A 20,997-nucleotide genomic window follows, 5' to 3' on the forward strand; every position below is an offset into this window, starting at 1 on the left:
CTCCCTATGTTCCGCGCAATTTCGAGGGCGGCCTTTAGAGCCCGCGGGAGCGCGTAGCTCAGCCGGTAGAGCAACTGACTTTTAATCAGTAGGTCTCGGGTTCGAACCCCGACGCGCTCACCAGAAATATTTCGTGCGGAAGTTGCCCTGTCAGCAGCCCCCATCGCCCCCTACAATCGCCGCCCGGTCTTGACGTCGAACAGATGAGCGCAGGCGCGGTCGATCTCGATGCGCATCTGCTCGCCCTGTTTCAGTGCCAGCCGCTCGCGGAAAAGGCAGGAGATTTCTTCTCCGGCGCAGTCGACCCGGGCAAAGATTTCCGAACCCGTTGCTTCCAGAAGCACGATCGTGCCGGGGATTCCTTTGGCGGTCGTCGCTCGGATGTGTTCGGGGCGGATGCCGTAGATGAGGTCGCGGCCGGGTATGTTGGTCAGGTCGATGCCTTCTGGCAGCGGCAAGATCAGTCCACCGGCGCTGCGGAAAACACCTTCCTCGACATGGCCTCGAATGAAATTCATCGCCGGCGAGCCGATGAACCCGGCAACGAAGAGGTTGGCCGGGCGATCGTAGAGATCGAGCGGCGCGCCGATCTGCTCGACAAGGCCGTCATGCAGCACGACGATCTTGTCGGCCATGGTCATGGCCTCGATCTGGTCGTGGGTAACGTAGATGGTGGTGGTTCCCAGCCGCTGGTGCAGCGCCTTGATCTCGCCGCGCATCTGCACGCGCAATTTGGCGTCGAGATTGGACAGCGGCTCGTCGAACAGGAACACCTGCGGGTCGCGCACGATGGCGCGGCCCATGGCGACGCGCTGGCGCTGGCCGCCGGAAAGCTGACGCGGATAGCGGTCGAGCAGCTTGTCCAGGCCGAGAATGCTGGCGGCCCTGCCGACGCGGCCGGCGGTGTCGGCCGGATCGGCTTTCTTGATCTTCAGGGCAAAGCCCATATTGTCGGCCACCGTCATATGCGGATAGAGCGCGTAGTTCTGGAACACCATGGCGATGTTTCGGTCGCGCGCCCTGAGATTGTTGACGAGGCGATCGCCAATGGCGATCCTGCCGCCCGAGATCGTTTCCAGTCCGGCAATCATGCGCAGCAGCGTCGACTTTCCGCAGCCCGACGGCCCGACCAGGATGACGAATTCGCCATCGGCGATGTCGACGCTGACATCGTGGATGATCTTGGCGGCTCCGAAAGCCTTCTGAACGTTGTTGATTGTTACCGATGCCATTGGATTTCTCCCGGAAATGAGTGATGTCGGGGCCGTGCCTCAGCCGCCCTTGACGGCGCCTGCGGTCAGCCCGGCGACGATCTGCCTTTGCGCGAACAGGGTCAGCACCAGCACCGGCAGCGTCACCACAAGTGCTGCGGCGGCGAGCGGACCCCAGCTCACCTGCTCGTAGGAAAGCATGTTGTAGACGGCGACCGGCAGCGTGCGAGTCTCGCGGCTGGCGAGCACAATGCCGAAGACGAAATTGTTCCATGAGAAGATGATCGACAGGATGAAGGCGACGACAATGCCCGGCTTGGCGATGGGCAAGGCGACCAGCCGGAACACCTGCCAGGAACTGGCGCCATCGATGTTGGCCGCTTCTTCCAGCTCCATCGGCGTGGTCTCGAAATAGCCGATCATCACCCAGACCACGATCGGCACCGTCACCACCAGATGGATGATGATCTGCGGCCACAGCGTGCCGAGAATGCCGACCCACTGGAACAGCAGGAACAGCGGAATGAGATAGGAAAGCCCCGGCGTCATGCGGGCGATCATGATGACCACCGCCGAGCGTTCGGCCTTGAGCCGCGCGATGCCATAGCCCGCCGGCACGCCGATCAGCAGCGCCAGCAACGTTGCCGTGCCCGTCACCAGAACCGAATTCCAGAAATAGAGCAGGAAATTGTTCTCCTCGAATACCTTCACATAGTTCGACCAGGCGAGATGTTCCGGGATCAGAATCGGCGGGTAGGCACCGTTGTCGATCTCGAACTTCAGCGACAGCGAGACCATCCAGAGGAAGAACAGGATCGCCGGCGAGACGAAGACCAGAGCCGCGAAAAACAGCCCGATCCGGTTGAGCAGCCGTGAACTCATCTATTTGCCCTCCACCCCGATCCATTGGGAGCGCTGGCGCAGCATCAGCAGGATGAAGGACAGCGCGACGATGACGATGAAGAACACCACGGCCATGGCCGAGCCATAGCCGATGTCGTAGTAGGAGAAGGCGGTGTTGTAGAGATAGATGTTGATGGTTTCCGAGGCCGTGCCCGGTCCGCCCTGGGTCATCGCGTAGATGATGTCAAAACTCTTCAGCGCATCGATGGTGCGGATGATCATCGCGATCATCAGGAACGGCGCGATCATCGGCAAGGTGAGATAGCGGAATTGCTGCCAGGCGTTGGCGCCATCGATCTCGGCGCTCTCGAAGGGCTCGCGCGGCACGGAGGCCAAGCCGCCCAGCACGATCAGCATCACCAGCGGCGTCCACTGCCAGGTCTCGACCGCAACCAGGGACGGGATGACCGTCCTGGCATTAAAGATCCATTCCTGCGCCGGGATGCCGACCAGCGACAACAGACAGTTGAGCACGCCGAGCTGGGGATGGAACATCATCGTCCAGACCAGCGCCACGGCGACTGGCGTTGCCATCATCGGCATGACGAAGACGCCGCGCAACAGGCCGCGCAGCGGAAATTTGGCGTCGAAGATCAGCGCGGCAAGAGTGCCGAGGAACATCGGTGCCGCGACCGAAAGCGCCGTGTAGGTCAGCGTATGGAAAAGCGATTCCCAGAAGCGTTGGTCGACGGCCAGCCGCAGGTAATTTTCCATCCCGGCAAAGCTTCGCGCCTGGCCGAGGGTCCAGCGGTTGACGCTCATCCACAGCGTGAAGGCCCAGGGAAAGACGATCACGGCGCCGACGACGACGAGCGCCGGGACGACGAAAGGCCAGTAGTTGGGAGCCAGACGGATGGTCTGGTTCCCTTCGATGGCTTGCGTCGTCACCCCGGCGCGTTCTGGGGTGATGGCGGACATCAGCCTTGCTCGCTCCGGTCGAGCACCGGCTGGAACTGCTCGGTGGCCTGCTTCAGTTCCTCTGCCGGATCGGCGCCGGCGATCAGATTGGTCAGCGCCACGCCATAGATATCGCGGAACTCGGTGACCGGAATGATGACCGGCAGCGACAGCCGGCTGACATTGCCCGAGCCGACCACGGCATCGAGCCAACTCGCCGGCATGGTGACGCCTTCGCGCACCTTGGGATCTTCCAGCACCGACTTGCGGAACGGCACGCCGGCACCCGCCTGCAGCAGGCGCGCGCCCATGGCGGGCGAAATCGCCCACTGGCAGAAGAGGTAGGCGGCCTCCTTCTTCTCGCTGGCGGCCGTCACGCCGAGGCCGTCGCCAAAGGTGCCGGCGGCATGCGCCTTGGGCCCCTTGGGCATGACGCCGTAGCCGACCTTGCCGACCACTCGTGACTTTTCCGGATTTTCCATTGGCGGGGCAAAGCCGACGCCATCGAACCACATCCCGATCTTGCCTTGCAGGAAGGCGGACTGGGCTTCGGCCCAGTTGAATCCGGTGACGCCTGGAGGCGCCGACTTGGTCATCAGCCGCTGGTAGAGGCTGGCCGCCTCGACCGCCTCGGGCGAGGTCGTACGCAGCTTGCCCTTGTCGTCGAGCGGCGTCATGTCGTAGCCGAGCATAAGCGACGTCCACACCGGCGTGTTGGCGTTCTTGAGGCCGCGGGCGACAAAGCCGTAGGTGTTGGTCGATGGGTCGGTCAGCGCTTCGGCGGCCGCCACCAGTTGCTCGAAGGTTTCAGGGTATTTGAGGCCCTTGGCCTCGAACAATTCCTTGTTCCAGTAGACGATCCAGTAGTCGACTGAGAACGGCAGCGAGCGCAACACGCCCTGGCCGTCCTTGGCAAACAGCATGCCGGCATCGGCGAAATCGGTTTCCACCAGCGCAGGATCGGTCAGGGTCGGGTCAGCGAGATAGCCTGATATGTCGGCCAGCCAGTCGCCCTTTTCGAACTGGCGCTTCTGCACGTGGTAGCTCAGATGCACGACGTCGAAGCTCGGTTTGCCGGAGCTCAGTTCGATCACCGTCTTCTGGCGCTGCTGCTGTTCCGGCGTCGCTTCGGCATTGACCTTGATCCCGGTCAGTTCCTCGAACTCGGCGATGTATTTTATCAGCGTGTCGCTGCGCGGGCTTTTCACCAGATTGACGTCAAGCGTCGTTCCCGCAAAGCGCTTCCAGTCGACGCCGGCGGCAAAGCTTGGGCGAACGCCCGCAAAGCCGGCGGCGGCAAGCGCCGCGGTTCCCTGAAGCAGTTGCCTCCTGGTTGGGTTGAACAGATTGGACGACATGTCTTCCTCCCGGTTGTTGTCGTTGTCGATTGCATCGCGGACCGCGGTGCGGCTCAGGTTTCCTCAGATCTGCAGCGCCAGCCGGCGCGCCTTGTCGATATGCAGACTGATCGCCTCGACCGCCTTCCCTGGATCGCGGCTCTCCATGGCTTCGATCACCGCCAGGTGCTCGCGCATCACCGGCACGACGCGCCCGTCGATACGGAACCGCTCCTGGTGGATCAGGCGGATCTTCACCGAATTGACCAGATAGGCCTTGGCGATGATCTCGTTGCCCAGCGCATCGATGAACGTGTCGTGCATGGCCCAGTCGATGGTCTGCGCCTTGGCCTCCATCTCCGGCGTCGGGGTCTGCGCCAGCGCCTGGGCATGCATGTCCTCATGCTCGCGCCGCAAGCGGGCAAGCTCGGCATCGGAGGCGCTGACCGTAAACAGCGCCACCGCTTCACGCTCCATGAACAGGCGGAACTGAAAGGCCTCGCGGATCAGGCTGATGTCTATATGGGCGATCTGCATGCCGCGCTGCGGGATGGTCGTCAGCAGTCCTTCCGCCTCGAGACGCGGCACGATCTCGCGAATGGCGCCGAGCGGCAGTCCGGTGAAGGCAACCAGCTCACGCTGCGACACGAACTGGCCCGGCTTGAAGTCGCGCGCCAGCAAATGCCGCGTGAAGCTGGCATAGGCCTTCTCCCTGAGGGTGGTCGGTTCGTTGCCGTCTTCCATTTCGGCGCGCTTCCCTTTGCCGGTCAGGCCGGTTCCCTGGCAAACAAGCTGTCATAGGCTGCGGCAAGCTGCTGCTGCCCTTGCAAAGCGATCGGCTCCAGCGGCGGACGGACCGCCAGCCAGCGCTCGTCGCCGGTCTTGCGCGCCACCATCACCTTTACCGCGGGGGTGACCTGATATTTGAGCAATTCGAGCACAAAACTTTCGACGCGAGGATCGTCGCACCCGTCCCCGGCCATGGCGCGGATTTCGCCCGGGACGAAATTGGCCATGCCCGAGATTGCGCCTTGAGCACCCAGTCGCACCGCACGCGCCAGATGCCTTTCATCGCCGATCAGGATCACCAGATCGCCATGGGCGGCAAGCAGCGCCTTGCTGTAGCTCCAATTTCCACCGGAATCCTTGACCCCGGCGACCACGTCGGGAAAAGCAGTGCGCAACCGGCCGATCAGGCCAAGCGAAAGCTGCACCATGGTAACCGAAGGGATGTTGTAGAGCAGCACATCACGGGCGAGGGGGCCGAGCGCGGCAAAGACGGCGGAGAACCAGCCGAAAAGGCCGTCCTCGCCGACATTCTTGAAGTAGCTCGGCGGGGCCAGCAGAATGTTTCGGGCGCCTCGCTGCAAGGCATGCTGTGCCTGTTCGGCGGCGTCTTCGGCGGCGTCGACCAGCACGCCGGCAACGAGTTGATGCGGCAAGATTCCAGCAGCCAGCATGGCTTCGGTCACCGACCGCCGCTCCGTCGTGCCCACCGACGCGCCTTCCCCTGTCGTGCCGAAAAGCGTCACGCTGCCGCAACCCTGCGCCAGGCAACTTTTGGCCTGAGCGATCATGGGAGCGGTGGCGATCTGCCCGCGGGCATCGAAAGGCGTGGCGAGAGCGGCCGAAAGGCCAAAGCGTGATGTCACCGGAAGGTCTCCGAAGTAGGTGTGTATGCCGTGCTAGCACACTAACATGTTAGTCGTAAATTGGGGTGGTGCGCTTTTTTAACAGCGGAGGGCCTTCACGGGTTCGAAGCCCATGGCGGATCGAGACCATTGGCGAAACAGCAGGATGGCCCAGTGTTAGGGCGCGGAGCGGCAGCTCCAACCTTGTCCCCATCCCAGTCGATGGCTAAACTCAGCCTTTCCCAGGGGAGGGTTCTGACATGACACTTCAGCTTTCGGCGGATGCTGTCGCTCCTAAGGCGGCGGCGCCTCAAAAGTACCTCTTCGGCCCGGTCGCCGATTTCCTCATGCTGGGCGGCAGCGCCTTTCTCATCCTGCCGGTGCTGTTTCTCGTTCCGCTCGAATATGAGGGGCCGGTGGCCGCAACGATGGTCGTCGTCGCCTATCTCGTGAACTATCCCCACTTCGCCCACTCCTACCAGCTTTTCTATCGCAATTTCGGGCGCAAGGTGACGGGCGACGGCTACGACAGGAGCCTGCAACTCCGCTACATCTTCGCGGGCATTGTCGTGCCCCTGGTCATGGCCGGGTTCTTTGCCTATGGCGCGGTGGCGGCGAACACGCGGCTGCTCGGCTTTGCCACCAACGCCATGTTCTTTTTCGTCGGCTGGCACTACGTCAAGCAGGGCTACGGCATGCTGATGGTGGACGCGGTGCTGAAGCGCAAATTCTTCGACGATCGCGACAAGAAGGTGCTGCTGGTAAACTCCTATGCCGTGTGGATCCTTTCGTGGCTGCAGACGAATACGGCGGTCACCCAGGGCAAATATTACGGCCTCGACTATTACACCTTCGCGGTCCCTTCCTGGATCACCGACATCGCCTTGCTGGCAGCCATTGCTTCGACGGCGGCTACGCTTTTGATGCTGGTCAATCGCTGGCGAAAGAACGGTGGCAAGCTGCCCTATAACGGCATCGTGGCCTACGTCGCGTCGCTCTATCTCTGGATCCTGATTGTGAGAATAAATCCGCTCTGGCTGCTGATCGTGCCGGCGCTCCACTCGCTGCAGTACCTCGCCGTGGTCTGGCGCTATCAGACCAATGTTGAGCGTGACAGCTCCGATGCCGAACGCGATCCGCAGCCGAAAATCCTGTCCTTTCTCGGCCCCCTCTACAGGTTTCGGCTCCTCGGCTTCATCGTCGGCGGCACGGCCCTTGGCTATCTCGGCTTCTGGCTGATCCCATCCGCGCTGACGGCCTTGATCCCGTATGACAGGCAAGTGCTGGGGTCATCGCTGTTCTTCTTCATCGTGCTCATCTTCATCAATGTGCACCATTATTTTCTGGACAATGTGATGTGGCGCCGTGGCAATCCGGAGGTATCGAAGTATCTGTTCCGCTGACTGATGCGCAGACTGTCGAGCCCGGTTTTCGTCAGCTGTCGAATATGCCATTGCGAGCGTGATCGTCAGTGCAACGGAGAGCCCTGGAATGGCGGAGTGCTTTTCCGAGAGCCGCCTGGAAAATACCCTGCGGTGGCATCTGTACCGGCGTTGGCGACTATGCCGAGGTTGGCGCCGCCGGCGTAACCCTCGACGCGTGAGTTGCGGCCGACGTGCGGCGGGATCGGCTGGAACGTCACGAAACCAGTGAGACATTGCCGCCGGCATGGCGCTCGATGCGGCCGGCAAGGTCGAGTTCCAGCAGCACCATGGAGACTTGCGCGGCGTTGAGGCCGGTGTGGCGGATGATCTCGTCCACGCCCACCGGCGTTGGGCCCAGCGCCTCGAGCACGCCGCTGCGTTCGTCCTCACCGGGCGGGGGAGTTGCCGAAAAATCGGGTGCCTTTTCTGGCGGCGCAATGCTTCGCGTTCGCGTGCCCGCCAAGGGTGCGATCGCACCGGAAACATCGGCCGCCTCGGTGACCAGGGTGGCGCCGTCCTTGAGCAGGCCGTTGGAGCCGGCGCAGCGCGGATCGAGCGGCGAACCCGGCACGGCAAAGACCAGCCGGCCCATCTCGCCGGCCAGGCGCGCGCTGATCAGCGAGCCGGAGCGTTGCGCCGCTTCGATCACCACCAGTCCGAGGGCGGCGCCCGCGACAAGCCGGTTGCGGCGCGGAAAATCCTGCGCCCGCGGCTGCCAGCCGAACGGCATTTCCGAAATAACGGCGCCGCCACGCTCGGCAATGTCGTCGCACAAGCCGATATTTTCGGGCGGGTAGGGGACATCGAGCCCACCGGCCAGCACACCCACTGTACCAGTCGAGAGACTGCCCTGGTGTGCTGCCGTGTCGATGCCGCGCGCCAGGCCGGAAACGATGACGTAGCCGTCGCGGCCAAGATCCGCCGCCAGCATGCGCGCCATCTTGATGCCGGCGAGCGACGCGTTGCGGGCGCCGACGATGGCCACCGCCGGCAGGCGAAAGACGGCTGCCTCGCCCTTCACGGCAATCAGTGGCGGCGGATTGTCCATGTTTTTCAGCATCGGCGGGTAGTCGGCCTCGCCGATGCCGACGAAGCGGGCGCCGTTTTCACTGGCTGCGTCGAGTTCCGCTTCGGCTTCCTCCACGGAAGGAATGCGCATGATCCTTTTGGCTCCGCCCGAAATCATCAGCTCGGGCAGCATCTCCAACGCCGCCTCCGCCGAACCAAAGCGGTTGATCAATTCGCGAAACGAGGCCGGGCCGACATTTTGTGTGCGGATCAGCCGCAGCCAGCTCAGCCGCTGCCGGTCGCTGAGGCGCGGCCCGGCGGCGGGCTTGCTCAACCCTTGGCTCCGATCTTGCCTTCGGTGCCGGCAAGAAGGCGCGAAATGTTGGCGCGATGTTTGAAGATGACGATCAGGCTCATCACCAGGAACAGCCCGGCGGTCTCAGGTGTGCTCCAGAAATAAAGCGCGATCGGCACGATGACCGCCGCCGTCAGCGCTGCCAGCGAGGAATAGCGAAACAGAAAAGCCATCGCCAGCCAGACGACGATAAAAATCAGCGCCACATGCCAGCCGAGCGCGATCAGCACGCCGAGATAGGTCGCCACGCCCTTGCCGCCCTTGAAAACGAGCCAGACCGGAAACAGATGGCCAAGGAAGGCGCCAAGGCCCGCCCAGAGTCCAAGGCCGGCCCACAGTCCGTAGTCGTGTCCAAAATGGCGCGCGATCATCACCGCCGCCGTACCCTTCAACGCGTCGAGCACCAGCGTCGCGGCGGCGAGGCCCTTGTTGCCGGTGCGCAGAACGTTGGTGGCGCCGATATTGCCGGAGCCGATTTTGCGCACATCGCCGAGGCCGGCCGCGCGGGTGATCAAGAGGCCGAAGGGAATCGAGCCGAGGAGATAGCCGAACAGCAATGCCAGGATAACGTTATAACTCATTGTTTGCCCCCGCATTTCCCCAGCAACATATCGGTCTGCGACGTGGCGCGATCGCTCTAGCTCGAAAACACTGTGCGGCCCGCCACCAGCGTTTGCAAGACCATGCCTTGCAGCCGCGCACCTTCGAAGCAGGTGTTTTTCGAGCGCGAGCGGATGCCGCTTTCACTCACGATCCAGGGTTCTTCAAGGTCGATCAGCGCAAGATCGGCCGGCGCTCCCGGCTTCAGCGTGCCGCCCGGCAGGCCGAACAGCCTTGCTGGTGCGGTGGACAGTGTTTCGACCAGCCGAAGTAGCGGCACGTCCCCATTGTGGTAGAGCCGAAGCGCTGCTCCAAGCAGCGTCTCCAACCCGATCGCGCCGGCAGCTGCATCGGCGAAGGGAAGGCGCTTGGTGTCGACATCCTGCGGGTCGTGCGAGGAGACGATGATGTCGATCGTGCCGTCCTTGACCGCCTCGATCATGGCCAGCCGGTCTTCCTCCGCGCGCAAAGGCGGCGTCAGCCGGAAGAAGGTGCGGTATTCCCCGACATCGTTCTCGTTCAGCGACAGATTGTGGATCGCCACGCCCGCCGTGACATTGGCCTTGTCGGCTTTCGCGCGCGTCATCGCTTGCGCTGCCATCGCCGTCGAGATCTTGGCCGCGTGGTAGGCGCCGCGCGTCAGCCGTGCCAGCGCCAGGTCGCGCTCCAGCGGGATGGACTCGGCCTCGCGCGGAATGCCGGCAAGGCCGAGCCAGCTGGCATACAGGCCTTCATTCATCACGCCCGCCGAAGCGAGGTCGCCATCCTGTGTCTCATGTGCGATGACGCCGCCGAAATCGCGGGCATAGGTCAGCGCCCGGCGCATCACCAGTGCGCTGGATATTGTGTGCCGCCCATCGGTGAAGGCGACCGCACCGGCCTCGCGCAACAGGCCGAATTCGGTCATCTCGCGACCGGCGAGGCCTTTGGTGATCGCCGCCGCCGGAAAGATGTTGACGCTGGCCGTGTCCCGGGCGGTGCGCAGCACGAATTCGACCAGCGCGACATTGTCGATCACCGGGTCGGTGTCGGGCATCATGACGACGGAGGTGACGCCGCCGGCCGCCGCCGCAACGCTGGCCGAAGCGATGGTCTCGCGATGTTCGCCGCCCGGTTCGCCGATGAAGACGCGCGCGTCGATCAGGCCGGGAATGATCGCCTTGCCGGCGCAGTCGACCACGGTGGCTCCCGCCGGCAGGCCCTGGTTCAGGGCAGCCTTGCCGGCGGCAACGATCTTTTTCCCCTCGACGATGACGGTGCCGACCTCGTCGATGCCGCGTGACGGGTCGACGATGCGGGCGCGCTCAAAGACCGTCGTGCTCATGCGCCGCGGCCCTCTGCATTGCGGCGGGGATCGAGCAGCGCTTCCATGACCGCCATGCGCACGGCCACCCCCATCTCGACCTGTTCCTGGATGACGCTTTGCGGACCGTCGGCGATTTCGGACGCAATCTCGACGCCGCGGTTCATCGGACCGGGATGCATCACCAGCGCGCCGTCCTTGGCGGCCTTCAGCTTTTCGGCATCGAGGCCGAAATAGCGGAAATATTCGCGTACCGAAGGCACGAAGGCGCCTTCCATCCGCTCACGCTGCAGGCGCAGCATCATCACCACGTCGGCGCCCTTGAGGCCCTCGGCCATCGAGCGCGAGACGATGACGCCCATTTTCTCGATGCCGGTGGGCAGCAGCGTCGACGGCGCCACCACACGCACCTGCGCGCCAAGCGCGTTCAAGAGCATGATGTTGGAACGCGCGACGCGCGAATGCAGGATGTCGCCGCAGATCGCTACGATCAGTTTCGACAGCGGCCCCTTGGCGCGGCGGATGGTCAGCGCGTCGAGCAGCGCCTGCGTCGGGTGTTCATGCGCGCCGTCGCCGGCATTGACCACCGAGCAGCCGACCTTCTGCGCCAAAAGGGCGGCGGCGCCCGCAGACTGGTGGCGGATGATCAGGATGTCGGGGCGCATGGCGTTCAGCGTCATCGCCGTGTCGATCAGCGTCTCGCCCTTCTTCACCGAAGAGCTCGCCACCGACATGTTCATGACGTCGGCGCCGAGCCGTTTCCCGGCCAGTTCGAACGACGACTGCGTGCGCGTCGAGGCTTCGTAGAAGAGGTTGATCTGGGTGCGGCCGCGCAGCGTCGAGGTCTTCTTTTCGGACTGCCGCGAAATGGCGACGGCGCGATCTGCCCGGTCGAGCAGAAGCTCGATGTCACCGGGGGAAAGATCGCGGATGCCCAGAAGATGGCGGTGAGGATAAAGCGGCAGGGACGAAGCGTCGGTCATCTCAAGGCGCTGCTATAGGGGGGAGAATTCCTTGCCGCAAGCGTCAGCTTGGCATTGCGGCCTTTCTCCCCGGTATTTTCGTCGCGCGCGCCGCCTGCCTTGGGCTATATCTAGCCGATTGCTTCGGATTCGAAGCCTCGTGATGATAAGTGCCTTTCTAGCGTTAGAAGGCCCTTCTACTTTCAGAAGGATTGGGCGTGACCGACGACGTGACCAACCAGCCGCCGCCGCTGACGGGCGGCAACGCCTGGCGGGGCGATCCGTTGCTGATCCAGCTTGCCGAGCGTTTTTCCGATCCGGTGCGCAAGGACCTCGACGGGCTTGGCCGGTTCGTCCTGACGCAGGAGGCGCAGGAGCTGGCGCGCCTCGCCAATGTCGAGACGCCGAAGCTCCGCACGCATGACCGTCAGGGCCGGCGCATCGACCTCGTCGAATTCCATCCGGCCTATCATGCGCTGATGCGCCGCTCGGTTGCCGGCGGCCTGCATTCCTCGATCTGGGAAAACGGCGATAGCGAGATCGGCCGTCGCCATCAGGTGCGCGCCGCGCGTTTCTACCTGACCGCCGAACTCGAGACCGGGCATCTCTGCCCCATCACCATGACCAGCGCTTCGCTGGCCGCCCTGATGGCCAGCCCAAAGCTGTTTCGCGAATGGGCGCCGCGCGTGACGACGCGCAAATACGACCAGAGTCAGAAGCCGCCGGTCGACAAGACCGGGCTGACGCTCGGCATGGGCATGACCGAAAAGCAGGGCGGCACCGACGTGCGCGCCAACACCACACGGGCCGAACGCGCCGGCAGCGGCTTTTATCGCCTCACCGGCCACAAATGGTTCATGTCGGCGCCGATGTCCGACGCTTTTCTCGTGCTTGGACAGGCGCCTGAAGGGCTTTCCTGCTTTCTCGTCCCGCGCATCCTCGGCGACGGTTCCGGCAACGGCTTCCGCTTTCAGCGGCTGAAGGACAAGCTCGGCAACCGCTCCAACGCCTCATCGGAGGTAGAGTTCGTCAACGCCATCGGCGAGATGGTCGGCGAGCCCGGCGCCGGCATAAAGACGATCATGGACATGGTCACGCTGACCCGGCTCGACTGCGCCGTCGCCTCGTCGGCAATCATGCGGGCGGGGCTGGCTGAGGCCGTGCATCACGCCCGTCATCGCCAGGTGGCCGGCTCGACGCTGATCGAACAGCCGCTGATGCAGCGCGTGCTGGCGGACATGGCGCTCGATGTCGCCGCCGCCACGGCACTCTCGTTCCGACTGGCGCGCTCCTTCGACGAGGCTGCCGGCGACCGCGGCGAGGCTGCTTTTGCCCGCGCCATGACCCCGGTGGTCAAATACTGGGTCTGCAAGATCGCGCCGCCACTGCTCTATGAGGCGATGGAGTGCCTCGGCGGCAATGGCTATGTCGAGGAAGCGCCGCTCGCCCGCTACTACCGCGAAGCCCCGGTCAATGCGATCTGGGAGGGCTCAGGCAATGTCATGGCGCTCGACGTGCTGCGCGTGCTCGGCCGCGCGCCCGGCCTGTTCGAGGAGGTGCTGGCCGGCATCGACCGCGATCTCGGCGCCGGCGGACGCGGAACCATTGGCGTGCTCAAGGCGGCCATGCAGGTCGCCGGCACCGATGAGGGGTCGGCCCGCCTGCTGACCGAACAGCTGGCGCTGTCGGCGGCAGCTGCGGAATTGCGCCGGCTGGGGGCAGGGCGGATTGCGGACGCCTTCGTCGAGACGCGGCTCGCCGGCCAGTGGCGCAACACCTATGGCATGCTCGATTCGCGCCACGATGCGCGCATGATCGTCGACACGCTCTATCCGCCGGTGAATTGAGGGCCTTCCGCCAGGCCTCGAACGAATTTGCCTGCCTGTGGACAGCCGTTAACCTTAACGAATGGTTTCCGTTGCAGCCGCAGGCCGCAGACCCCACTGTCTTTGTCACCAAAGCAGGAATGCCATGCGGCACATTTTGACGTCCTTTCTGGCCTTGCACTGGGCGCTGGTTTTCGCCCTGCTGGCGTTCATCTGTGTCGATGGAAACCGCGGCGTTGCGGGCGCTCTGGGCGTGCTCGGCGTCGTCGTGGAAAACACTCGTCTGGCCGATCTCGACAATGCTGCCGTCGTGGCGCCGCTGGCCATCGCCTTGCTGGTCGTGGCGGTGCTGTTTTGCTGGGTCTTCGTCGAGAGCCTGGTTAACGCCGCAGCGAGCCCGGACGGAGCCGACAGTGTGGCGCGGACCGCCTTCATTTCGGCATCCGCGGTGTTGTCGCTCATCCTGGTCGGCGGCGCAGCGCGAGGCATCAACGGCCTGTTTTTGGTTGTCGCCGTGCAATTGGCGGCACTTCTGGCCTCCTATGTCGCCATGCTGGCCGAGCGGAGGTCGGTCTTCGCTGTCATGGTTTCTCGGGAGGCAGAGAGCCGCGCCACCGCCCATGCCATGGCCAAGGGTGCCGCGCACGGCTCCTTGCTGTCGCGCATTTCCGGCCGTCCGGACATTGGTCCCAGCGGTCGCAGAGGCGGCTCCAGCCGCAGGGACGGTCACTGATGCGCACGCTGTTCGCATTGTGGGCCGCGCCACTCGCTCTGTTCTGGGGCTGGTTCTTCCTGTCGCTCAACGACATCAATTTCGGCTACGTCATGCTCAGCCGGCAGCTGCATGATTTCGTGTTTCAGCTCTACGGGCAGATGCTGGGCATCGATCCGGCGATCATTCCGGGCATGGTGGCAAGGGCCTGCATCTTCGACGGCTTCCTGCTGATGGCATTGTGGGCGTTTCGCCGCCGCCGCAACATCATGGCCTGGGTCAGGCGGCAGGCGGGGAATCCGGTTCCGTCCGATCGCGTGGGTCAAGCGACTGGAGCCGGTCCAGAACTCCCTGCAGAATAAAGGCCGCAGCCGCCGAATCGATCTTGCCGGCGCGCTTTCGGCGCGAGAAATCCATCTCGATCAGCGTCCGCTCCGCCGCCACCGTCGACAGCCGCTCGTCCCACAGCACGAAGGGCAGGTCGGTTATACCTGCCATGTTGCGCACGAAGGCGCGCGACTTCTGGGCGCGGGGACCTTCCGAACCGTCCATGTTGATGGGGAGACCGAGTACAAACGCGCCGACATTGTCCTTCTGCAGCTGGGCGAGCAGCGCTGCCGCATCCAGCGAAAACTTTTTGCGCAGGATGACCGCGCGCGGATGGGCGAAGGACAGGCCGCGGTCGGAAACGGCGACACCGATCGTCTTGTCGCCGAGGTCGAGCCCGGCCAGCGTCCTGCCGCCCTCCAGCCGTGCCGGCAGATCCTCGATTGCTATGATGCCCAACGGCTTTCCCCAACCAGTTTTACCGTGACCCAGTCTAACCGTGACCCAGACTTGCCGTCACAAAGAGCGCGACACGTTCTTTTGAACCGCGAGCACACTATGTCACTTTAATTTTGCTGCCGGCGTTCTATCTTCCGGCGCAACCAAAATCGAGGAACACGATCGATGAAATTGACCTGGTACGGACATTCCGCCTTCCGCGTCGAGACATCAGGCGCGACCATCCTGATCGATCCCTATCTCGTCGGCAACCCATCATGGACGAGCGGCTGGGAGGAGCCGGCGGAAGGCGTCACCCATGTGCTTCTGACCCACGGCCACAGTGATCATGTCAGCGGCGCGGTGGAGGTGCTGAAGAAGAGCGGCGCCCAGCTGGTCGCCAATTACGAGATCTGCATGTACCTGGTCGGCATGGGCGTCGACGGCAAGAAGATCAATCCCGGCAATCATGGCGGCACCGTCGATTGCGGTGCCTTCACCACCACATTCGTGCAGGCACTGCATTCCTCGTCGTTTGGGCTCGATGGCGGCCAGAACGTCTACCTCGGCAATCCCAACGGGCTGGTCCTGCATTTCCCGGAGGACAAGACGCTCTACCATATGGGCGACACCGACATCTTCTCCGATATGGCGCTGATCGAGGAATTGCATGAGCCGAAGATCGGCCTCGTGCCGGTCGGCGACCGCTTCACCATGGGCGGCGCGGTGGCGGCCCTGGCCTGCCGGCGCTTCTTCCACTTCGACACCGTCGTGCCATGCCACTTCGGCACCTTCCCGATCATCGACGCGACGGCGGAGAAGTTCGTGGCCGGCCTCGAAGGATCAGGTGTCGACGTAGCCTTGCCAGCCATCGGCCAAACGATCACACTATAGAGCGATCGTTGAAACGATCCCTTGTCGCAAAGGGGAATTAAACCATGGGTTTGAGAGAGACTCTTTGCGTTTCGATGCTGGTCGCTGCGTCGCCCGCATCCGCCGCCGAGGACTTCATCAAGGGCGTTTACCTCCAGACCCAGGAGCTTTGCGCGCAAGCCAAAAAGGACACGCTGCAGACGCTGATCGACACCGGCAATGTCATCTTGTCGGCGGACGGCCTGCAAAGCGTCGAGTATAATTGCGAGTTCGTCCAGGTCACCAAGGCGACGCGCTCGCCGAGCTGGGCGGTCACTGCAATCTGCCAGGAGCCGGGCTTTCTCTTTCCCGATATACTGTCGATCACGCAGATGAACGCGACCCAAATCGACATCGTCTCGGTGCGCCCGACCGCCGACGAAGGCGAGCAGGCCGGCAATGGCGGCAGCTATTATCTGTGCGAGGGTGTATCGCTGCCCTAGGCTGAAATGCCGCCCTGGCATGAACGGGCTCTATCCCCAAGCACGATCGATGTTGCGCGGCACGCGCCACGCCGCTATAGCGCCATCTGGTTTTCCCAAAGGCTAAAGACATGTCCGTTGATCTGCAAACTGTGAAGCGCGTCGCGCGTCTCGCCCGCATTGCGGTGAGCGAGGAGGATGCCGAGCGCATGACCGGCGAGCTGAACGCCATTCTGGGCTTTGTCGAGCAGCTGAACGAGGTCGATGTCTCCGGCGTCGAACCGATGACATCGGTGACGCCGATGGAGATGAAGAAGCGCCAAGACATCGTCACCGACGGCAACAAGGCTGCCGATATCGTCGCCAACGCGCCGGCCACTGACGAGAATTTCTTCCTCGTGCCGAAGGTCGTGGAGTAGCTGGCCGATGGCAATCGAGATCGCCATCGAAACGCCGCTGCAGGACGATGTCCGCGCTTTGGTCGAGGAGCTCAACGCGACGCTGCTCGAACTGACGCCGCCGGAGCATTGCTACCATCTGACGGTCGAGCAGATGGCTGGCGACGACACCACCGTGTTCATCGCCCGCGACGACGGGCAAGCCATCGGTTGCGGCGCGCTGAAGCGCCATGACGCCCGCGTCGGTGAGGTCAAGCGCATGTACACGCGGCCCTCGCATCGGGGCAGGAAGATCGGCGCCAAGATCGTCGAACATGTCGAAACGCTGGCGCGCAGCGAAGGGCTGAAGCGTCTGGTGCTGGAAACCGGCGACCGCCATCCCGCCGCCTGGACCGTCTACGAACGGGCCGGCTTCTCGCGCTGCGGGCCGGTGCTGGATTATCCCGATTCCGAGTGGTCGGTGTTTTACGAAAAGAGCCTTTGATGAGCGAACTGACCCATCTGACAATTTCGCAGGCGCGCGCCAAGCTGCGCGCCAAGGAGATTTCGGCCGTCGAAATCACCGAGGCCTATCTCGGTGCCATCGAGCGCGCCAATCCGGTGCTCAATGCCTACATCGTCGTCACCGGCGACAAGGCGCGCGATATGGCCAAAGCTTCCGACGCCAGGCTCGCCAAGGGCCAGGGCGGTGCGCTGGAGGGCATCCCGCTCGGCATCAAGGACCTGTTCGGCACCGAAGGTGTCCACACCCAGGCCTGCAGCCATGTGCTCGACGGCTTCAAGCCGCGCTACGAATCGACCGTCACCGCCAATTTGTGGGCAGACGGCGCCGTCATGCTGGGCAAGCTCAACATGGACGAGTTCGCCATGGGCTCGTCCAACGAGACCTCCTATTACGGCCCTGTCGTCAATCCGTGGCGGCGTTCGCGCCTCGACACGGTGGTGATGCCGACCACGCATCAGGGCGATGGCGGTTTCGTTTCGGCCGGCGGCACCAAGACCGCGCGCACGCTGGACAATGCCCAACTGGTGCCGGGGGGCTCGTCGGGGGGCTCGGCTTCCGCCATCTCGGCTTTCCTGTGCGCCGGCGCCACCGCCACCGACACCGGCGGCTCGATCCGCCAGCCAGCCGCCTTCACCGGCACCGTCGGCATCAAGCCGACCTATGGCCGCTGCTCGCGCTGGGGCATCGTCGCCTTCGCTTCGTCGCTCGATCAGGCGGGCCCGATCGCCCGGGACGTGCGCGATGCCGCGATCATGCTGAAGTCCATGGCCTCGGTCGACGCCAAGGACACCACTTCCGTCGACCGGCCGGTGCCGGATTACGAGGCGGCGATCGGCAAACCGATCAGGGGCATGAAGGTCGGCATTCCCCGGGAATACCGCGTCGACGGCATGCCGGAAGAGATCGAGGCGCTGTGGCAGAAGGGCATTGCCTGGCTCAGGGATGCCGGCGCCGAGATCGTCGACATTTCGCTGCCGCACACCAAGTATGCTTTGCCGGCTTATTATATCGTTGCGCCCGCCGAAGCATCGTCCAATCTGGCGCGCTATGACGGCGTCCGCTACGGCTTGCGCGTGCCAGGCCAGGACATTGTCGACATGTACGAAAAGACCCGAGCCGCCGGGTTCGGTCAAGAGGTCAAGCGTCGCATCATGATCGGCACCTATGTGCTGTCGGCAGGCTATTACGATGCCTACTATCTGCAGGCGCAGAAGGTGCGCAATTTGATCAAGCGCGACTTCGAGACGGTTTTTGCCGACGGCGTCGACGTCATCCTGACGCCGGCGACGCCGTCGGCCGCCTTCGGCATCGCCGACGAGGACATGGCCGCCGATCCGGTGAAAATGTACCTCAACGACATTTTCACGGTGACCGTGAACATGGCCGGACTGCCGGGCATTGCCGTGCCTGCCGGCCTCGATGCCAAGGGCCTGCCGCTCGGCCTGCAGCTGATTGGCCGTCCCTTCGACGAGGAAACCCTGTTCCAGACAGCCGCCGTCATCGAGCAGGCGGCGGGAACCTTCCAGCCGGAGAAGTGGTGGTAGCATGCCGCCTCCGTCTCGCATTTCCATCGTCGAGACGGGAAACGAACTGCTGATCGCGAACCCGCCACGCACCTCGGATTTCAGGACAGTCTTTGTCCTGATCGGGGCCGCGATCGTCGCCTACACCGGCTACATGGGATTGACGGATATGTCGTCCGCAACGCTCACCAGCGGCACGCTCGGCCTGCTGTCCTTCGTGGCGGTCATTGCCCTCTTCACCTATTTCCTGGGCAAGGATTTCATCTGGCTGGTGTTCGGCAGGGAAACCCTGCGGCTGACCGACACCGCAGCCGTGCGCTCGGTGAGGGGTTCTTTGCGAAATCGGTGGTCACTGCCTTTGAAAGGGCATCTTAGGGTCGAAATCCTCGACCATACCTATCCCACGGACGAAGTGGGACTGTCGGAAGTCATCAGAACGCGAACGGCGTCCTTGTTTTCGGCAGGGAGTTAAGCCGCCTCGAAGCGGAAGCGGTAGCGAGTGCGGTCGAGCACTTCACCGGCCGTCACAATTTGAGCTGGAGATAGGCAGGCAATGTTCTTCTATCTCTCCAAGGTATTCTGGTTCTTCGTCCAACCACTCAACCTGGCGATCTTCCTGCTGCTTGCCGGCTTGCTCGCGGCGCTGATCGGCCGCCGGCGATTGGCGGCGGCGGGCAGTGTGTTCGCCTTCCTGATTCTGGCGTTGTCGGCCTGGACGTCGCTTGGCGCCATGATGCTCAATCCGCTCGAAGAGCGCTTCCCAAAGCCGCCGCTGCCGCGGAAGGTCGACGGCATCGTCGTGCTCGGCGGCGGCTTCGAGGGCGCCATCAACCTGGCGCGCGGCGGCTATGAGCTGAATTCGGGCGGCGACCGCATGGTCGAGGCGGCGATCATTGCCCGGCGCTTTCCCGAGGCGAAAGTGGTTATCTCCGGCGGCACCGGTGAACTGTTCATCGATGGCGAGGGCGATGCGGCCACCGCGCCGCGCCTGCTCGGTGCGCTTGGCGTCGACGCCGATCGCCTGATGCTCGAGAACAAATCCCGCAACACCTATGAGAATGCGGTCTTCACCAAGGAACTGGTAACGCCGAAACCGGGCGAGACCTGGCTGCTGGTGACCTCCGCCTTCCACATGCCGCGCGCCAAGGCGCTGTTCGACAAGGCCGGCTTTCAGACGGTCCCGTGGCCTGTCGACTATCGCACCTCGGGCAAGGAAGGCTTTGGCCTGTTTCGCGACAACGCACCCGATTCGCTGCAGACCACGACCATGGCGATCCGCGAATGGATCGGGCTCGCCGCCTATTGGCTATCGGGCCGGATCGACCAGCTTTTCCCCGGCCCGGGCGGCTGACCGATCACCGCTTGTCGCGCCGCTGAAAAGAACTGGCGCCGCACCAGCACCGCCAGAAGCAGCAGCGTCGACAGCACGAACACGATCGGGTCGACGAACCAGCCGAGATAGCCGATCGAGAAGAACACCGCGCGCAGGCCTGAATTGAAATGCTTGCCGGCCAGCATGTTCATGCGCGCCGCGCGCCACACCGCCGTTTCGCTGACCGGGTTGCGTGACGCCTCGCCATAGGGGATCGGCACCGCGCCGATCAGGATCGTGCAGTAGTTGAAGAGACGGTAGGCCCAGCCGAACTTGAAGAAGGCGAAGGCCAGGATCAGCACCAGGCCAAAGACCTTGATCTGAAAGGCGGAGCGCGATGAGGTCGCGTTCAACGGCAGGTCGTTCAGCACGGCAAGGACCTGATCCGAGGCGCCAAGCAGCGCGAAACAGCCACCGAGCGCAATCAGCGAACTGGAGGCGAAAAAGGCGGTGCCTTGCTGCAGGCCGCTCATGATGGCGGTGTCGACGATGCGGATTTCGCGCTCGGCCATGGTGCGCATCCAGGCCTCGCGCTGCACGTTCATGGCCATCGTCAACGACACCCGGCTGACCAGTCTGCCGTCGGACGCCAGCGTATGCAGCAACCATGCGAGCAGGAAGAAAGCCAGCGCCGCCAGATCAGCCGTCGACAGATGGAAGGAATCGCCCATGCCCCCTTTTACCACAGGCAAAGCGGTCAGTTCGATGCTCCAATGCATGCCGCCCAGAAGTGAGCTGCGGTTCTGGGACAACGACATGCATTGAAACAAGAACTTAAAGCGCGTCGCATGAATCCGTTTCAGCGCGACGCGCTTTCAGCCGGGGATGTCGCTGCCGGAGCAAACAAGGTCGGCAGGTGCAGCGCCGCAATCCGCAAAACAGCACAAACATCATGGAAAATCCTATATGTAGGTCTTGATCCCATTCCCGG

General features: G+C 63.5%; 23 protein-coding genes and 1 tRNA gene. 12 read left to right on the plus strand and 12 right to left on the minus strand.

All coding sequences use genetic code 11. The annotated features are described in order from the left end of the window. Positions 1-47 precede the first annotated feature (47 nt). A tRNA-Lys gene (locus NLY33_RS19210) sits at positions 48-123 on the plus strand. Positions 124-170: 47 nt separating this feature from the next. Here NLY33_RS19210 and NLY33_RS19215 read toward each other — a convergent pair. The 6 genes from NLY33_RS19215 to NLY33_RS19240 form a co-directional block, all read right to left on the minus strand. Then, positions 171-1,232 carry an ABC transporter ATP-binding protein gene (locus NLY33_RS19215; protein WP_023706206.1) on the minus strand — a complete coding sequence of 354 codons (1,062 nt, stop codon included), beginning with the start codon at positions 1,230-1,232 and terminating at the stop codon, positions 171-173. A 39-nt stretch (positions 1,233-1,271) separates the two neighbouring features. Next, complete coding sequence (locus NLY33_RS19220) at positions 1,272-2,093, minus strand: carbohydrate ABC transporter permease (RefSeq protein ID WP_023684659.1); 822 nt, start codon at positions 2,091-2,093, stop codon at positions 1,272-1,274. Further along, positions 2,094-3,032 carry a carbohydrate ABC transporter permease gene (locus NLY33_RS19225; protein WP_023706207.1) on the minus strand — a complete coding sequence of 313 codons (939 nt, stop codon included), beginning with the start codon at positions 3,030-3,032 and terminating at the stop codon, positions 2,094-2,096. Continuing rightward, a complete protein-coding gene (locus NLY33_RS19230) occupies positions 3,032-4,369 on the minus strand; it encodes an ABC transporter substrate-binding protein (RefSeq protein WP_023706208.1) in 1,338 nt (445 codons plus the stop codon). Before NLY33_RS19230 ends, NLY33_RS19225 begins: the two co-directional genes overlap by 1 nt. A gap of 63 nt (positions 4,370-4,432) precedes the next feature. Then, on the minus strand, positions 4,433-5,092 hold the full coding sequence (locus tag NLY33_RS19235; RefSeq protein ID WP_023706209.1) for a GntR family transcriptional regulator: 660 nt from the start codon (positions 5,090-5,092) through the stop codon (positions 4,433-4,435). 23 nt (positions 5,093-5,115) lie between these two features. After that, positions 5,116-6,000, minus strand: a complete 885-nt coding sequence (locus NLY33_RS19240) for a dihydrodipicolinate synthase family protein (protein ID WP_023706210.1) — start codon at positions 5,998-6,000, stop codon at positions 5,116-5,118. A 239-nt stretch (positions 6,001-6,239) separates the two neighbouring features. On the opposite strand from NLY33_RS19240, the gene NLY33_RS19245 reads away from it, so the two are divergent. Beyond that, positions 6,240-7,382 carry a hypothetical protein gene (locus NLY33_RS19245; protein ID WP_023706211.1) on the plus strand — a complete coding sequence of 381 codons (1,143 nt, stop codon included), beginning with the start codon at positions 6,240-6,242 and terminating at the stop codon, positions 7,380-7,382. A gap of 235 nt (positions 7,383-7,617) precedes the next feature. Here NLY33_RS19245 and dprA read toward each other — a convergent pair whose 3' ends face one another. From dprA to NLY33_RS19265, 4 genes are read right to left on the minus strand one after another with little or no spacing between them, the layout of a single operon-like run. After that, positions 7,618-8,745: a DNA-processing protein DprA gene (gene dprA / locus NLY33_RS19250; protein WP_023670989.1), complete on the minus strand. Its 1,128-nt coding sequence runs from the start codon at positions 8,743-8,745 to the stop codon at positions 7,618-7,620. Then, positions 8,742-9,347 carry a glycerol-3-phosphate 1-O-acyltransferase PlsY gene (plsY, locus tag NLY33_RS19255; RefSeq protein ID WP_023706212.1) on the minus strand — a complete coding sequence of 202 codons (606 nt, stop codon included), beginning with the start codon at positions 9,345-9,347 and terminating at the stop codon, positions 8,742-8,744. The genes dprA and plsY overlap by 4 nt, the downstream gene beginning before the upstream one ends. A gap of 56 nt (positions 9,348-9,403) precedes the next feature. Beyond that, positions 9,404-10,690 (minus strand): dihydroorotase, encoded by a 1,287-nt coding sequence (locus NLY33_RS19260; protein WP_023706213.1) that lies wholly within the window; start codon positions 10,688-10,690, stop codon positions 9,404-9,406. After that, positions 10,687-11,652, minus strand: a complete 966-nt coding sequence (locus NLY33_RS19265; RefSeq protein WP_023706214.1) for an aspartate carbamoyltransferase catalytic subunit — start codon at positions 11,650-11,652, stop codon at positions 10,687-10,689. The genes NLY33_RS19260 and NLY33_RS19265 overlap by 4 nt, the downstream gene beginning before the upstream one ends. A 197-nt stretch (positions 11,653-11,849) precedes the next feature. Between NLY33_RS19265 and NLY33_RS19270 the strand changes: the two genes are divergently transcribed. The 3 genes from NLY33_RS19270 to NLY33_RS19280 all read left to right on the plus strand — a co-directional run bounded on the left by NLY33_RS19270 (position 11,850) and on the right by NLY33_RS19280 (position 14,531). Further along, positions 11,850-13,478 carry a DNA alkylation response protein gene (locus tag NLY33_RS19270; RefSeq protein ID WP_023688598.1) on the plus strand — a complete coding sequence of 543 codons (1,629 nt, stop codon included), beginning with the start codon at positions 11,850-11,852 and terminating at the stop codon, positions 13,476-13,478. Positions 13,479-13,602: 124 nt separating this feature from the next. Continuing rightward, positions 13,603-14,190, plus strand: a complete 588-nt coding sequence (locus NLY33_RS19275; RefSeq protein WP_023706215.1) for a hypothetical protein — start codon at positions 13,603-13,605, stop codon at positions 14,188-14,190. Further along, positions 14,190-14,531: a DUF6105 family protein gene (locus tag NLY33_RS19280; RefSeq protein ID WP_023670995.1), complete on the plus strand. Its 342-nt coding sequence runs from the start codon at positions 14,190-14,192 to the stop codon at positions 14,529-14,531. The genes NLY33_RS19275 and NLY33_RS19280 overlap by 1 nt, the downstream gene beginning before the upstream one ends. On the opposite strand, the gene ruvX is transcribed toward NLY33_RS19280, so the two are convergent. Beyond that, a complete protein-coding gene (gene ruvX / locus NLY33_RS19285) occupies positions 14,449-14,955 on the minus strand; it encodes a Holliday junction resolvase RuvX (RefSeq protein WP_023688595.1) in 507 nt (168 codons plus the stop codon). The genes NLY33_RS19280 and ruvX overlap by 83 nt on opposite strands. Before the next feature lie 165 nt (positions 14,956-15,120). Here ruvX and NLY33_RS19290 point away from each other — a divergent pair, with 165 nt between their 5' ends. The 7 genes from NLY33_RS19290 (at position 15,121) to NLY33_RS19320 (ending at position 20,045) form a co-directional block, all read left to right on the plus strand. Further along, positions 15,121-15,828, plus strand: coding sequence for a metal-dependent hydrolase (locus NLY33_RS19290; RefSeq protein ID WP_023707488.1), 708 nt, complete (start codon positions 15,121-15,123; stop codon positions 15,826-15,828). Positions 15,829-15,872: 44 nt separating this feature from the next. Then, complete coding sequence (locus NLY33_RS19295; RefSeq protein WP_023670998.1) at positions 15,873-16,289, plus strand: hypothetical protein; 417 nt, start codon at positions 15,873-15,875, stop codon at positions 16,287-16,289. Positions 16,290-16,399: 110 nt separating this feature from the next. Then, positions 16,400-16,687, plus strand: a complete 288-nt coding sequence (gatC, locus tag NLY33_RS19300; RefSeq protein WP_023670999.1) for an Asp-tRNA(Asn)/Glu-tRNA(Gln) amidotransferase subunit GatC — start codon at positions 16,400-16,402, stop codon at positions 16,685-16,687. Positions 16,688-16,694: 7 nt separating this feature from the next. Continuing rightward, complete coding sequence (locus NLY33_RS19305; RefSeq protein WP_023706217.1) at positions 16,695-17,150, plus strand: GNAT family N-acetyltransferase; 456 nt, start codon at positions 16,695-16,697, stop codon at positions 17,148-17,150. Beyond that, positions 17,150-18,715: an amidase gene (locus NLY33_RS19310; protein ID WP_023706218.1), complete on the plus strand. Its 1,566-nt coding sequence runs from the start codon at positions 17,150-17,152 to the stop codon at positions 18,713-18,715. Before NLY33_RS19305 ends, NLY33_RS19310 begins: the two co-directional genes overlap by 1 nt. A gap of 1 nt (position 18,716) precedes the next feature. Beyond that, positions 18,717-19,166: a hypothetical protein gene (locus NLY33_RS19315; RefSeq protein WP_023706219.1), complete on the plus strand. Its 450-nt coding sequence runs from the start codon at positions 18,717-18,719 to the stop codon at positions 19,164-19,166. A gap of 81 nt (positions 19,167-19,247) precedes the next feature. Then, a complete protein-coding gene (locus NLY33_RS19320; protein ID WP_023706220.1) occupies positions 19,248-20,045 on the plus strand; it encodes a YdcF family protein in 798 nt (265 codons plus the stop codon). On the opposite strand, the gene NLY33_RS19325 is transcribed toward NLY33_RS19320, so the two are convergent. Next, a complete protein-coding gene (locus NLY33_RS19325) occupies positions 19,994-20,737 on the minus strand; it encodes a DUF599 domain-containing protein (protein ID WP_023671004.1) in 744 nt (247 codons plus the stop codon). The two genes, NLY33_RS19320 and NLY33_RS19325, sit on opposite strands and share 52 nt — an antisense overlap. Positions 20,738-20,997: the final 260 nt, after the last annotated feature.

Origin of the sequence: Mesorhizobium sp. C432A (genome assembly GCF_030323145.1) — a bacterium.
Taxonomy (GTDB): domain Bacteria; phylum Pseudomonadota; class Alphaproteobacteria; order Rhizobiales; family Rhizobiaceae; genus Mesorhizobium.